Source organism: Streptococcus sp. A12 (genome assembly GCF_905372335.1).
Lineage (GTDB): Bacteria > Bacillota > Bacilli > Lactobacillales > Streptococcaceae > Streptococcus.
The window spans coordinates 23,641-37,243 of record NZ_CAJPOU010000002.1; the positions used below are offsets into that span (position 1 = coordinate 23,641).

Annotated in this window: 9 protein-coding genes and 2 pseudogenes; 1 reads left to right on the forward strand and 10 read right to left on the reverse strand. The window is 41.1% G+C overall.

Translation table 11 applies throughout. From position 1 onward, the window contains the following. Nucleotides 1–6: 6 nt before the first annotated feature. The 4 genes from QZ158_RS00460 to QZ158_RS00475 form a co-directional block, all read right to left on the reverse strand. On the reverse strand, nt 7–756 hold the full coding sequence (locus tag QZ158_RS00460; protein WP_293872939.1) for an isoprenyl transferase: 750 nt from the start codon (nt 754–756) through the stop codon (nt 7–9). 132 nt (nt 757–888) lie between these two features. After that, nucleotides 889–1,218: a preprotein translocase subunit YajC gene (gene yajC, locus QZ158_RS00465; RefSeq protein WP_006595033.1), complete on the reverse strand. Its 330-nt coding sequence runs from the start codon at nt 1,216–1,218 to the stop codon at nt 889–891. 146 nt (nt 1,219–1,364) lie between these two features. Then, complete coding sequence (locus QZ158_RS00470) at nt 1,365–1,610, reverse strand: hypothetical protein (RefSeq protein ID WP_023022151.1); 246 nt, start codon at nt 1,608–1,610, stop codon at nt 1,365–1,367. 290 nt (nt 1,611–1,900) lie between these two features. Continuing rightward, on the reverse strand, nt 1,901–4,006 hold the full coding sequence (locus tag QZ158_RS00475) for an ATP-dependent Clp protease ATP-binding subunit (RefSeq protein WP_293872950.1): 2,106 nt from the start codon (nt 4,004–4,006) through the stop codon (nt 1,901–1,903). 531 nt (nt 4,007–4,537) lie between these two features. Between QZ158_RS00475 and QZ158_RS00480 the strand changes: the two are divergent. Then, nucleotides 4,538–5,358 (forward strand): annotated as a pseudogene (locus QZ158_RS00480) (Cof-type HAD-IIB family hydrolase). A 28-nt stretch (nt 5,359–5,386) separates the two neighbouring features. Here the strand turns inward: QZ158_RS00480 and QZ158_RS00485 are convergent. The 6 genes and pseudogenes from QZ158_RS00485 to QZ158_RS00510 form a co-directional block, all read right to left on the reverse strand. Then, on the reverse strand, nt 5,387–6,439 hold the full coding sequence (locus QZ158_RS00485) for an LLM class flavin-dependent oxidoreductase (protein ID WP_293872953.1): 1,053 nt from the start codon (nt 6,437–6,439) through the stop codon (nt 5,387–5,389). 112 nt (nt 6,440–6,551) lie between these two features. Beyond that, nucleotides 6,552–8,360: a glutamine--fructose-6-phosphate transaminase (isomerizing) gene (gene glmS, locus QZ158_RS00490; protein WP_293872956.1), complete on the reverse strand. Its 1,809-nt coding sequence runs from the start codon at nt 8,358–8,360 to the stop codon at nt 6,552–6,554. A gap of 328 nt (nt 8,361–8,688) precedes the next feature. Beyond that, nucleotides 8,689–9,567 carry an ABC transporter permease gene (locus QZ158_RS00495; RefSeq protein WP_293872959.1) on the reverse strand — a complete coding sequence of 293 codons (879 nt, stop codon included), beginning with the start codon at nt 9,565–9,567 and terminating at the stop codon, nt 8,689–8,691. After that, nucleotides 9,560–10,489, reverse strand: a pseudogene (locus QZ158_RS00500) (ABC transporter ATP-binding protein). Before QZ158_RS00500 ends, QZ158_RS00495 begins: the two are co-directional and overlap by 8 nt. A gap of 465 nt (nt 10,490–10,954) precedes the next feature. Continuing rightward, nucleotides 10,955–11,881, reverse strand: a complete 927-nt coding sequence (locus QZ158_RS00505) for an XRE family transcriptional regulator (RefSeq protein ID WP_293872962.1) — start codon at nt 11,879–11,881, stop codon at nt 10,955–10,957. Nucleotides 11,882–12,090: 209 nt separating this feature from the next. Beyond that, nucleotides 12,091–13,476: a glycoside hydrolase family 1 protein gene (locus QZ158_RS00510; protein ID WP_293872965.1), complete on the reverse strand. Its 1,386-nt coding sequence runs from the start codon at nt 13,474–13,476 to the stop codon at nt 12,091–12,093. Nucleotides 13,477–13,603 lie beyond the last annotated feature (127 nt).

Sequence of the window (13,603 nt, forward strand, 5' to 3'; positions counted from 1 at the left end):
TCTCTCCTATACACCACCAAAACGTCGATGACGATGGCTGTATTCTTCTATTGCATCATGCAAGGCTTTTTCTCCAAAGTCAGGCCACATCACATCGGTAAAGTAAAGCTCACTGTAGGCTGCTTGCCAAGGTAAAAAGTTACTTAAGCGAAGCTCGCCACTGGTCCGAATAATCAGATCAGGATCTCGCAAGTCCTTGGGTAGACTACTGGTATACAGATAATTGGCAATGATCTCTTCTGAAATATCACCTGGATTCAAGTGCGCATCGAGGACTTCTTGGGTAATTTGTTTGACTGCTTGGGTCAGTTCCGCCCGTCCTCCATAGTTCAAGGCAAAATTCAAAATCAAGCCTGTATTGGAGTGGGTTAACGCCTCTGCCTTTTCCAGAGCTTCCAAGGTTTCCTTCGGAAGACGAGAAACTTCGCCAATCATCTGGATTTTCACATTATTTCTATGAAGTTCTGGAACAAAGCGATCGTAAAATTCAACTGGAAGATTCATGATAAAACTCACTTCTTGTTGAGGACGCGTCCAGTTTTCAGTTGAGAAAGCATAGACCGTTAGGGCTCGCACTCCCATCTCCTTGGCTGCGATGGTTACTTCTTGCAGAGCCTCCATGCCAGCCTTGTGGCCAAAAACACGAGGTTGCATCCGTTTATTGGCCCAGCGACCGTTCCCATCCATAATGATTCCAATGTGCTTGGGCACTTCTAGGGGAACACTTAATTTTTCTTTCTTTTTAAAACGAAACATGTTTTTCTACCTATTTCACTGTTTTTATCGCTTCATTATATCATAAATCCGCTTAAAATGGCAGTCTAGCCCCTTTTCTAGGGGGCATCTAGCTAAAAATGAAAAAAGCGACCTTTTGATCGCTCTTTCTTATTATTCACCGTCGATGATAGAATCTGAGTCACCAGCGCCTTCAACTGCACCAGCTGTCACTCCTTCTGAAACTGGTAAAACTGTTTTAATAGCTGTCAATTCAAATGTGAGGTATACGCCATCCACATCCAAGACAACGGTTTTACGTTCAGTGTCTACTTCATCAACTGTTCCATACAAACCACCGATGGTAATCACTTCATACCCTTTTTGAAGCTTGTTCAAGCTCTCCATCCGTTTTTGGTATTGTTTCTTTTGGCTACGGCTCATGAAGAACATCATTCCGACCATTAGCGCAAGCATAAATAGCAAGGTTGTACCACTTTGCATACCGTTTCTCCTTTTTAAATCATATATGCTCTACTATAGCAAATTTTATAGGTATTTTCAATACGAACCCTTGATTTTCAAAAAAATAAGTCCATGGATGGAGGTGTCCAGCCACTATTCGATCCAGGCAGCTTTTATGGTTTTTGCTAATCGATTGTGATTCCATATTTTTCATGATTTTTATCATACCATTCAATCAACAACATCGCTGTTTGATAGGTAATGTTTTTAATTTTACTGGTTCCTTTTGTCAAGGTAGCTAGACTCATCTTACTAATATCTGTCTCAGTTGCTACTCTATAACTTGTCACCTTTCCATCCACCATTAATTGAACGACTGCTTCAACTTTCTTATAATCTTTTGTCGAATAAATATCAATTGGATTTTTCATAAAATCATCCTATCCCCTTAAATTTAGTCTTTTATATATTATATAATTTTTTTGTTCATTTATATGAAAATCTTGCTTACAGACGATTTCCAAGGCATTTTCACGCTGTATTTAACATCAATTCATGAAAAAACATACCTATTTTTTATCATTTTTCACTTTCTGGGAAAAAAACGATAAAACTATACCTTATATAATTTTCTTTTGTTGACATAAAAAAGGCTAAGAATTTCTTCTTAGCCTTCTTTTTCCAACTGATTTTCTCTCGTTTATGGTGCTAGATGTCCTAGTTATTCTTCTGAGTTTGTATTCTCTTTAATAACTAATTCTCCATCTTCCATATCTGCTAGCAAGTGTTTCGCATCAAGGTAATCCAAGTGGAAGTCGGTCACCTTGTCACGGATTTGTTGTTCAACCACCCGACGGAGTGGACGTACGCCCATAACTTCATCATAGCCTTCTTCGGTCATGTATTCTTTGGCAGCATCGCTCACTGTCAAGTCGATATCTTTCTTCGCAAGAGTTTTGTTCACTTCTACTAACATCAAGTCAACAATCTTAGAAAGGTCTTCCTTGCTCAAGTGTGAGAATTCAATCACAGCGTTGAAACGGTTCAAGAATTCTGGACGGAAGAATGGTTTCAAACGATCCAAGAGTTCTGGTTTGTCCGCATCTTCTGTCAAGTTGGCTTCGTAACCAAAGCCAGCGTTTGAAGTAGCGATAATTACGGTATTCTTGAAGTTGACGGTGTTTCCTTGACCGTCTGTCAAACGACCATCATCCAATACTTGAAGGAGAAGGGTGATCACTTGAGGATCCGCCTTTTCAATCTCGTCAAGAAGGACGATAGAGTATGGATTGCGACGGACGCGTTCTGTCAAGGTATTGTTGTTATCATCGTAACCAACATAACCGGCAGTTGTACCAATCAATTTAGAAACGGCTGTACGATCGCTGTATTCTGACATATCCAAACGGATAATAGCATCTTTGGTACCAAACATATCAAGGGCCAATTGTTTAGCCAACTCAGTCTTCCCAACACCAGTAGGACCTACAAAGAGGAAGCTACCGATTGGGCGGTTTCCTTCATCAAAGCCAGCACGGTTCCGACGAATTGCTTTGGCAACGGCTTCAACAGCCTTGTCTTGACCGATAACTTTGGTTTGCAAACGGTGACCCATATCTTTCAAGCGTTCGATATCGGTTGCCCCCATTTGTGATACTGGAATACCAGTCATCCGTTCGACAGACTCAGCTACGTCATTGACAGTTGCAGTCACCTTGTGATCTTCTGTATGGTTGGCAATTTGTTTTTCCAATTCTTCGATCCGAACTTTTGCATTAAGAGCTGCTTCGTAATCTTCTTTAGCAGCTGCAGCTTCTTGTTTAGTTTTTTCCGCTTGGATTTCGTGCTCAACCGCATGAACATCTGTCACTGGGTGTTGAGCTGCCAAGTGAGCAGCTGTCACATCGACCAAGTCAATGGCCTTATCCGGCAAGCTACGTTGTGGAATGTATTGAACAGAATAATCAACTGCTGCTTTCAAGACTTCATCTGGCAAGACAACATTGTGGTGTTGTTGATACAATTCACGGATTCCTTGGAGGATCTTGAAAGTATCTTCAGCAGATGGAGCATTGACCTTGACTTCGTTGAAACGACGGGCAAGGGCAGCATTCTTTAAGATGGTGTTGCGGTATTCATCTTGAGTCGTTGCCCCAATCACGGTCAATTCACCACGTGAAAGAGCTGGTTTCAAGATATCCGCAAGACCTTTAGAAGCACTATCACCACCGATTGAGCCAGCACCAAGGATTTGGTGAATTTCATCAAAGAAGAGAATGACATTTCCCATGGCTTTGACTTCTTGGATCATATTTTGGATATTTTCTTCAAAGCTACCACGGTATTGCGTACCAGCTTCTAGACCAGAAATATCGATGGAGATGATTTCTTTGTTCTTGATGGCTGCTGGAACGTCACCATTCACGATAGCTTGGGCCAAGCCTTCTACAACAGCTGTCTTACCAACACCTGCATCCCCTACAAGGACAGGGTTATTCTTGGTACGACGAGACAAGATTTCAGCTGTTTCTTGAATTTCTTTGTTGCGGCCGATGACCGGATCCAATTTTCCTTCACGGGCTTCTTCAGTCAAGTTGCGGCCGAGCTTCGCAAGGATCCCATCTTGTTTCATACCTTTACCTTGTTGCTGTTGTACTGGCTCACTTCCTTCAGTTGGAAGTTGACCAGTTTGACGGTAAATGGCGAATTCTTCAGGTGTTACTTCACGACCATTGATCATGTAGTGACGGCTTTCAGAACGAAAACCACCCATGTTTCCCATTAGTTGATTGAAAAGATCATCCATATTGTTAAAGTTGTTGTTCATATTGTTTACCTCTAATTTACATAATTTTAATTTGTTCTTGAAAATGAGTAGCTGATTTAGCTACTTTAATTCTGTTTACATAATTTTCTTTTGCTTTTAAATGAATAGCCTCGAGGGCTAGAATCTTTCATTTCTTCTTTTATCAATTAGTTTTCTATATTTTGGAAATAGCATCTCACCATCTCCTTTCCACTATTGATCCTGTAAACTTTTGAGATTTTCTCAACCTCTTTTTGTTTACATAAATTATTATAAAACAGGATAATTCTTTTGTCAACACTTTTTTACATAATTTTTTACAAAGACTAAAACGTTCATATTTAGGCGAAAATTAGCGGGTACTCTCTAAACCAACAACTATTATACCTGAGCGTTATTGAAATAAAACCTCGATAATGCCACAGCCATAGCTTCTCTCAGCTATGTTTTTTTTTGCCTCTGGAAAAGAAACCATCCCTTCCGTAACTTCCTAATGATACTGCACATCCTTCCCTCCTAAAATATGGTATACTAAAGAAAAAAGAGGGGCCTATGTCTTCCATTCGTTTAATTGTCAGTGATATTGACGGAACCATTCTGGACCAGCAGCATCAGGTCGATCCCGACCTCATCGAACTCATCCCCAAGCTCCAAGAAAAAAAGATTCCTTTTATCTTGGCATCGGCTCGTTCTCCTATCGGGATTGTTCCTATCGCAAGAAGATTGGGCGTCCATCAGGAACCAATCGCTTGCTACAATGGAGCTCTCATCGTCAAGGGAGAAGAGATTCTATTTGAACACAGCCTGAACAAAGATGAGATCCGCACCTTCCTCCATCGTATGGAAGAACTAGATCCCAGCATTTCGATTAATTGTTATAGTGGGTCAGTCTGGTTTAACTCCAGAGAGGACCAGTGGACCCAAGTTGAGCTTCGATTACTGGTGAGACGCCACAGATACAACCACTTTCTCAGACCCTCTCTGACGATGCTCTCCATCTACATAAATTACTCTTGATCGGCGAGACTCAGAACATTCAAGAACCCTATCAGAAGCTGGATCCACAAGAATTCCCGCAGACTGCCTTTTACCTTTCAAAAGAAAACTACCTAGAAGTCACCGCCAAGTCCGTCTCAAAAAGAGATGCCGTCCTTGAACTGGCTGCTTATTACCAGGTCCCTTTGGAACAGGTCATGACCATCGGAGATCACTTCAATGACCTCCCTATAATTCGTCTGGTTGGACTTGGAGTTGCCATGGGAAATGCTCCTGAAGCAGTCCAAAAGGAAGCTCAAGTTGTCACCAGCAGTAACCAAGAGCACGGCGTAGCAAAAGCAATCCAAGAGTATGTTTTACCACCATCAAACAAATGACCTATAAAGTTTCTTCCTTCATGGGTTTTTATAACCCTTCTTTCATGGCAAAGTAAGCACGCACTTTTGGTGCGACTTGCGTTCCAAAAAGTTCAATAGCTCGAAGAACTTGATCATGTGGCATAGAACCAAGTGGTAGGTGCAACATAAAGCGGTCCAATCCTAAATCCTCAATCATACGGATCAACTTTTCTGCTACCTGGTCCGGATTTCCCACAAACATAGCGCCATTTGGCCCCACTTGCTCAAGATATTGCTCATAACGCAATTCCTGCCAGTGCGGGCGGTCTTTCGAAATCGCATCTACCACTTGCTTGGTCGGATGGAAATAATCTTTCACTGCCTGCTCACCATCTTCAGCAATCCACCCCCAAGAATGGGCTCCCACTTTCAGGTCTTTATCCGCATGACCGGCTTCGCTCCCAATCTCACGATAAGCTTGAATCAACTTTTTAAAATAACGCGGATTGCCACCGATAATAGCATAGACAATCGGCAACCCCGCCTGAGCAATCTTCACTGTTGATTCGACATGACCTCCTGTCGCCACCCACAATGGCAATTTGTCCTGAACTGGACGAGGATAGACTTCTTTTCCAGCAATGCTTTGGGTCAATTGACCTTGCCAGTCTATCTTGGTCTTTTCATTGACTAACTGGAGCATGTCTAATTTCTCATCAAAGAGAGCTTCATAGTCTTTCAAGTCATAGCCAAACAGTGGGAAAGACTCGGTAAATGAACCACGCCCAGCCATAATCTCTGCCCGTCCATTTGACAAGGCATCGATGGTGGCATATTGTTGGAACAAACGAATCGGGTCCATGCTTGAGAGTATGCTGACTGCACTGGTCAAACGAATCTTCTTGGTATTGACTGCCCCAGCTGCAAGAACAATCTCTGGCGCCGATACCGCAAAGTCCTCCCGATGATGCTCCCCAATCCCGTACACATCCAAACCAACCTTATCAGCCAGCTCAATTTCTGCCACCAACTGACGAATGCGTTCATCATGACTGTAAATCTGTCCAGTCGCTTCTAGAGCTGTTGTTTCACCAAATGTTGAAATCCCTAATTCTACCATACTGATTTCCTCGTTTCATTATTAGTTATTTTGGAATTTTATCACTAATTAGTTATAATTACAACGAATTTGCTTATTAAAAAAAAGTCTAGATGAACTAGACTTTCTTAGATTATTCTACTGTTACGGATTTAGCAAGGTTACGTGGTTTGTCGACATCGAGTCCACGGTGTAGGGTTGCAAAGTAAGCGACTAGTTGCGTTGGTACGACCATTGAGATTGGTGAGAGGTAAGGGTGAACGGTCGTAAGAACGATATCGTCTGTATCTTTGGCAACATTTTCTTCTGCGATGGTGAGGACCTTAGCACCACGCGCTGCCACTTCTTGGATATTTCCGCGAGTATGGTTGGCAAGAATTGGGTCAGACATGAGGGACAAAACAGGTGTTCCATCCTCAATCAAGGCAATGGTTCCGTGCTTGAGCTCTCCGGCCGCAAAACCTTCACATTGGATGTAAGAAATCTCTTTGAGCTTGAGACTGGCTTCCATGGCTACATAATAATCTTGACCACGTCCGATATAAAAGGCGTTGCGTGTTGTTTCAAGGAGGTCACGAACTTTAGCATCAATCAATTCTTTTTCTGAAAGGGTTGATTCGATAGATTGAGCCACGATAGACAATTCATGAACCAAGTCAAAAGCTTTGGCTTTTTCGTTGCCATTTGCTTCACCAACCGCTTTTGCAAGGAAGGCAAGAGCTGCGATTTGAGCTGTATAAGCCTTAGTTGATGCTACGGCAATTTCAGGACCTGCATGAAGCAACATAGTATGGTTGGCTTCACGTGAAAGGGTCGATCCTGGCACGTTTGTCACTGTCAAACTTGGGATTCCCATTTCATTGGCCTTAACCAAAACCTGACGGCTATCAGCTGTTTCACCAGATTGGCTGATAAAGATGAAGAGTGGTTTCTTGCTAAGTAGTGGCATACCATATCCCCACTCAGAAGAGATACCCAGTTCAACTGGTGTATCCGTCAATTCTTCCAACATTTTCTTAGAAGCAAATCCTGCATGGTAAGAAGTTCCAGCAGCAAGAATGTAGATGCGGTCTGCGTCTTGAACAGCCTTGATGATGGCTGGGTCAACTACTACTTGACCAGCTTCATCTGTGTAGGCTTGGATCAACTTACGCATTACCGTTGGTTGCTCATCAATTTCCTTGAGCATATAGTAAGGATAAGTCCCCTTACCGATATCAGACAAGTCAAGCTCAGCAGTATAGCTAGCACGCTCACGGCTGTTGCCATCGTAGTCTTGCACTTCAACGCTATCAGCTTTCACAATCACCAACTCTTGGTCATGGATTTCCATGTATTGGTTGGTTTCACGAATCATAGCCATGGCGTCTGAGCAGACCATGTTATAGCCTTCTCCAAGACCAATCAAAAGTGGTGATTTATTCTTAGCCACGTAGATGACATCTGGATTTTCAGAGTCAATCAAGGCAAAGGCATAAGATCCACGGATGATGTGAAGGGCTTTTTTGAAAGCTTCAAGAACTGACAACCCGTCTTCTTCCGCAAATTTTCCAATCAAGTGCACTGCGATTTCAGTATCCGTTTGTCCCTTGAAGTGGTGACCTGCCAGGTATTCTTCTTTGATTTCGAGATAGTTTTCAATCACACCATTGTGCACCAAGACAAAACGTCCTGTCTCAGAGCGGTGTGGGTGAGCATTATCTTCTGTTGGTTTCCCGTGAGTGGCCCAACGAGTATGTCCGATACCAGTTGTTCCCTCAACACCAGCCGTTTTAGCAGACAATTCCGCAATACGACCAACCGCTTTCACCAAATGGTTTTCAGCACCACCTAGGACAAAAATCCCCGCAGAATCATAACCACGGTATTCGAGCTTTTCAAGCCCTTGAATCAAAATATCCGTTGCATTTGTATTTCCAACAACACCAACAATTCCACACATAGTTTTTACGACACAGACTAGCTGTGCTTTCTCCTTCTATAAACATGAAAGAAAATAAGTATCTCTACTTCATTTTCCTTTTTTTTTTCGTAGCCAATCTATAAAATTGGTCTAGTCTGATTCGATAGAAAAATCATCAGCGGAGTCAGTATACAATGCTTTTTCCTGTTTGTCAACCTTCAAAATATCAAAAATTGGTCTAGTTAAGGGGGGTTAAGAAAAACCTATCAACTTTTTTAGTGATAGGTTAGGATGATTGGCTTATTTTAAGATCGTCATTGATGCCAACTGATCTAAATGCGTATCGAGTAATTGTATAAGTTTCACTTCATTTTTTGATCTTTTTAATCATCAAGACAACGCCCAGCAAAACAACTATGATAATGAAAATATAGGCAAACATGGACTGACTCGATAGATGTTCTCCACTCGCATTCTTCAAGATGACTCCATAAGACTCTTTGTAATTAGTTACTATTGAAGTTGGCGCATGATCAAAGACTTTAATGATTGCATCTTTCATTAAAATCTGTTTCAAGAGCGCATTGACCTGTGTAAGAGGGAACCAGGTCATGACCTGTTGCAAGCTTTCTCCTACGGATCCAATCGAAAGATAAACACCTGAAATGAATCCGATAAAGGTTCCAACTATTGTACTCAAAGTTGTAAATGCTGAACTGGTTCGAATAAAAGCTAGGATTGGCAGAATGATAGTTGCAGATAACATCGTTCCCATTGTGACAACTCCTAAAATAGATAAGTAGTCTATCATAGAATAGTCAAGAAGAGCACTAAAACCATTAAACATACCAATTGCAAAGATACAAGAGAACACGGTCATAATAATCCCAAATAAAATCGCAAAGATCGCATACGATAGTTCAATTTTAAAGTTAGACACTAGGCTGACTTTAAAGTCCTCACTCAATTTCTTTTCTCTATCCGAAACCATTACTCCAAATGCACCAAGAGTACTGGTCATTGAGATAATAGTCGTCAAACCTGAGATTAACCAATAATTGACCATCTGAATGGTGTCCGTAGAGGCGGTATCACTATTCAAAGCTTCCTTGATGGCATCAATCTGAATTTGTCCTAAAAAGACTTGATAAACCAAGATCAAGATGATGACCGATAAGAAGGACATAAAGAAAGCTAAGCGATCTCTTGTATAGACTTTCCGATTTCTAGAGATTAGTTCAAGCATTCCCTTCTCCTCCTTTAGATCTTAGCAAGTTCAAATAAGCTGCTTCTAAATTTGAATATTCTACATTGAATGTTTCAATAATTGATTTTCCTTGATTTTCTGCAATAATTTCCATCATCTCTTCAACTGAAACATCCTTACATACGACTTCTGCCTCCGAAAGGATCTGACACTTATTAGCAAACTTAGAAACAGACAATGATTTCAGTGATCTTCCAGGTTTTAACGTAAGATTCAGGTTAGTGGTTGAATGCTGTTTAATAAAATTAGCAATATCTCCTGAATAGTACAAGTTCCCTTCAATTAAGACATTTAAAACATCACAAGCAGCCATCTCTTCTAAATAGTGTGTAATTAGAACGACTGTCATATTATCTTTTTTGTTCAGATGATGAATCGCTTCTCATAAATCATGACGAGATTGTGGATCTAAACCAGTTGTTGGCTCATCTAACAAGAGCAAAGACGGTTGTGACAATAACGCTCGGGCAATATCTACTTTTCGTTTTTGTCCTCCTGATAAACTGCCATAGTTTTTCTTTTTAAGAGTGGCTACATCCAAATAAGATTGCAGATCTCTAATACTCGTTTGTACTTGTGATTTTGATAAGCCATACAAGGCTCCTCGAGAAATCAAGTTTTCCTCTACCGTTAAGTTATCATCTAAACGATTGCTTTGAAATACAATACCGATATGTCGATAAAAATCTTTCGTTGACAATGATTTTCCATCTACTTTCCAAAAAATCTCTCCTGAACTTGGCTTGAAATTCTGAATCAACAAATTAAAAAGCGTTGTTTTTCCAACCCCATTCGGTCCAAGAAGTCCATAAAATTTACCTTCCTCAAAAACTAAATCAATTCCTTTCAAAGCCTCAAAGGAACCATAGCTTTTCTTTACATTGTGTAATCTAATTTCCATTTTCTGACACCAATATCCTTTTTTCTTTCCTTATACTCTCAGTATATCCAATTTCTATCCTCTAACGTGAGGACATTCATGTCCAGTATAGCCATCATTTTCACCAAAAAAACCTGTGAAACTTCACAGATGTTCGAGAATGGAGACAAACTATTGTTTTACATAAAACAGTTAGATGATTATCAAAAAATGACTTTTATTTTTTAGTTATTTAAGAAGATCAAAAACTTTCCGCTGTGAGAAAAATGCCTGAAACGTAATTGTTTCAGGCATTCGGAATTATTGAGACCTTAGGCTCAATAATTAGTCATGGAACTTTGAAAAAGTTCGCTGACGTCCGTACTCACCTAAGGAAAGTTTTTCAGAAGACTTTATCTTCAATCTGAAGCACCTGTGAATCTTCACAGGTGTTCAATGTTCATTTTATATTTTTCCAGAACAACAGACGAAAGGAAAAATGCTCCTCTATACCTCAGTGTAGTTTAGACCTTTTTTTGCAAGGTCCTCTTTCCATTCTCCTTGCATGTTTCTCTTCACTATATCCTCAGATAATAAGTCAGCCATTAAGCATACTTTTTGATAATCATCTTTTGCTTTTTCTAGGTCATCTTCTATAAATAAAGCAACTTTCCAATTTAGAGCATAAACAAAAATATTATCCTGAAAATCATGTCTCTTTGTCATAATATCATTTAAAGCTTTAACAATGTCTGGCAATCTGTCGTATATCCCATAATGGGCTAACACGCCTGCAGCTGAGATGAGAGTGTTTTGTAGTATTTCCAACTCTGATAAGGGGAAATAATCTATCGCAAGTAGGATTTTCTCCACTAAGTATATAAATTCTTCTTGATCAAAGACTCCTAAAGCCAAAGAAAGCAAGCGCAATTTGATAATCTCCACATCGTTGAGACTTAACTCTTTTTTCTTCATGGCTTGCTCTAGATACTCATCTAATAAACCTTGATCAAAAGAAGGATTTTTGGATCCAATCATATCAACCGTGGCTTGGGCGACCTGGACAGACAGTTTTTCTTCCTCTGGCAGGTTATCAAAATAGTTTTCGTAAATATCCTCAATAATTTCTTCATGCCGATGAAGACGATCTTGATCTCCATAATGGTATAACGTCCGTAGTTGATATTTCAGGTTCAGATATTCTGCTGGCAATTCTAGACTAGTTTGATTCGTTAGCGTATCTAGGGAAACACCTAGTTGTTCAGCAATATACTTCGCTGTTGCAATCGTTGGCAAAGACTGCCCTTTTTCAATTCGCTGGAGTTGGCGCGTCGTTAATAGGTCCTCAATACCACAGATCGCTTGTCTACTTAATCCCTTACTTTCACGTAGAGTTTGTACTTTTTTTCCTAATTCTGTTTTAAAATCCATCATACAAGCTCCTTTTCTTCTGGTTTTATTATAGCACATATTAAAGTTGAAGGGTTTTTAACCTTTTCCAGCACTAAATGAAAAATCGGAAATGAAGAATACCATCAGAAACATCTGCACTGATGGAGTTCCACACTTCCGAAAATAAAACTAGTCAGTCATTTACTGAAATGAACGGCCTATCGTACTTAGATAACAGAATCCTCAAAAACTTATTCTTCAAATCCATTCTGCTGGCTCAATTCACGGAACCAATGACCAGATTTTTTTAGGCGTCTTTCTTGAGTGGCTAAGTCTAATTCGACAAGGCCGTAGCGGTTTTTATAGCCATTGAGCCAAGACCAGCAGTCGATAAAAGTCCACATGAGGTAACCCTTACAGTTGGCCCCTTCTTGGATTGCCCGGTGCAACTCACGCAGGTGGTCTTTGACGAAGTCAATCCGGTAGTCATCTTGGATTTCCCCGTTTTGGCGGAATTTTTCTTCCCCTTCAACTCCCATTCCATTCTCTGTTAGGAGCCACTCGATGTTGCCGTAATTTTCCTTGATATTTTGCGCAATATCGTACAAGCCCTGCTCATAGATTTCCCAGCCTCTGTGTGGGTTAATCTTTCTACCTGGCATGACATAGGGTTCGTAGAACTGCTCGACCAGCATCGGAGACTCTGGGTTTGGCGCATATCGAGGCGCAGAGACCCGCATTGGTTGGTAATAGTTGACCCCTAAGAAGTCGACTGTATGTTCTTTGATCAGCTCTAAGTCATTTGGATCCACCTCTGGCAAGAGAGCACGCTCCCGCAAAATCTCTACCAACTCTGATGGGTAAGTCCCAAGAACAGACGGATCGAGGAAGGATTTGGCTTGGAAGAGCTCAGCGATTCGTGCCGCCTTGACGTCTGCTGGATGCTGACTCCGCGGGTAGGCTGGCGTCAAGTTCAAGACCACTCCGATTCGATAGCTCGGATCCACCTCATGACAGACCTGAACAGCAAGGCTACTTGCCAACTGGGTATGGTAGGCAACTTTAACTGCTGCAGCAGCATCCACCTTATGTGGGTAATGGGCATCATAAAAGTAACCAAACTCTACAGGAACAATGGGTTCATTAAAAGTGATCCACTGATCGACCAAGTCTCCATAGGTTTCAAAGCAGAAACGAACATAGTCGCGATAGGCGTAGACCGTCTCCTTATTTTCCCAGCCATCTCCTTCTTCTTGCAAGGCAAAAGGAAGGTCAAAGTGATAAAGATTGACCATCAAATGAATGCCTTTGGACTTGATGCGTTCAAATACTTGGCGGTAAAAAGCCACTCCTACTGGATTGACTTCTCCACGCCCTTTAGGGAAAATCCGAGACCATTGGATAGAAGTCCGAAAGGCAGTATGCCCGGTCTCGACTAGAAGCTCAATGTCTTCTTCCCAATTTTCATAAAAGGTAGAAGTTAAGCCAGGTCCTTCTTGGAAGCGAAAGCGATGAGGCTCTACCTGGTACCAGTAGTCCCAAAGGTTGTCCCCCTTACCATCTCCGGCAAAGCGCCCTTCTGTCTGTGGACCAGATGTCGATGTTCCCCATAAAAAATCTTTTGGAAAGTTAATCATATCCTTATCCTCTCTCATTGTCTTCCTCTCTATTATACTCCCTTTCAGCCCTCTTCCTAGAGACTTTTTTCAGTCATTTTTACGCAGATTATAGAAAAAACACGCCAGCTATCAGAAGACCCGATTT

Excerpts from the sequence above, each read along its gene's own strand:
- QZ158_RS00485 (WP_293872953.1), bottom strand. The coding sequence starts at position 6,439 with ATGGTAGAATTAGGGATTTCAACATTTGGTGAAACAACAGCTCTAGAA.
- glmS (WP_293872956.1), bottom strand. The coding sequence starts at position 8,360 with ATGTGTGGAATTGTTGGTGTTGTTGGAAATACAAATGCAACGGATATT.
- QZ158_RS00505 (WP_293872962.1), bottom strand. The coding sequence starts at position 11,881 with ATGATGGATTTTAAAACAGAATTAGGAAAAAAAGTACAAACTCTACGT.
- QZ158_RS00475 (WP_293872950.1), bottom strand. The coding sequence starts at position 4,006 with ATGAACAACAACTTTAACAATATGGATGATCTTTTCAATCAACTAATG.
- QZ158_RS00460 (WP_293872939.1), bottom strand. The coding sequence starts at position 756 with ATGTTTCGTTTTAAAAAGAAAGAAAAATTAAGTGTTCCCCTAGAAGTG.
- yajC (WP_006595033.1), bottom strand. The coding sequence starts at position 1,218 with ATGCAAAGTGGTACAACCTTGCTATTTATGCTTGCGCTAATGGTCGGA.
- QZ158_RS00495 (WP_293872959.1), bottom strand. The coding sequence starts at position 9,567 with ATGCTTGAACTAATCTCTAGAAATCGGAAAGTCTATACAAGAGATCGC.
- QZ158_RS00510 (WP_293872965.1), bottom strand. The coding sequence starts at position 13,476 with ATGATTAACTTTCCAAAAGATTTTTTATGGGGAACATCGACATCTGGT.
- QZ158_RS00470 (WP_023022151.1), bottom strand. The coding sequence starts at position 1,610 with ATGAAAAATCCAATTGATATTTATTCGACAAAAGATTATAAGAAAGTT.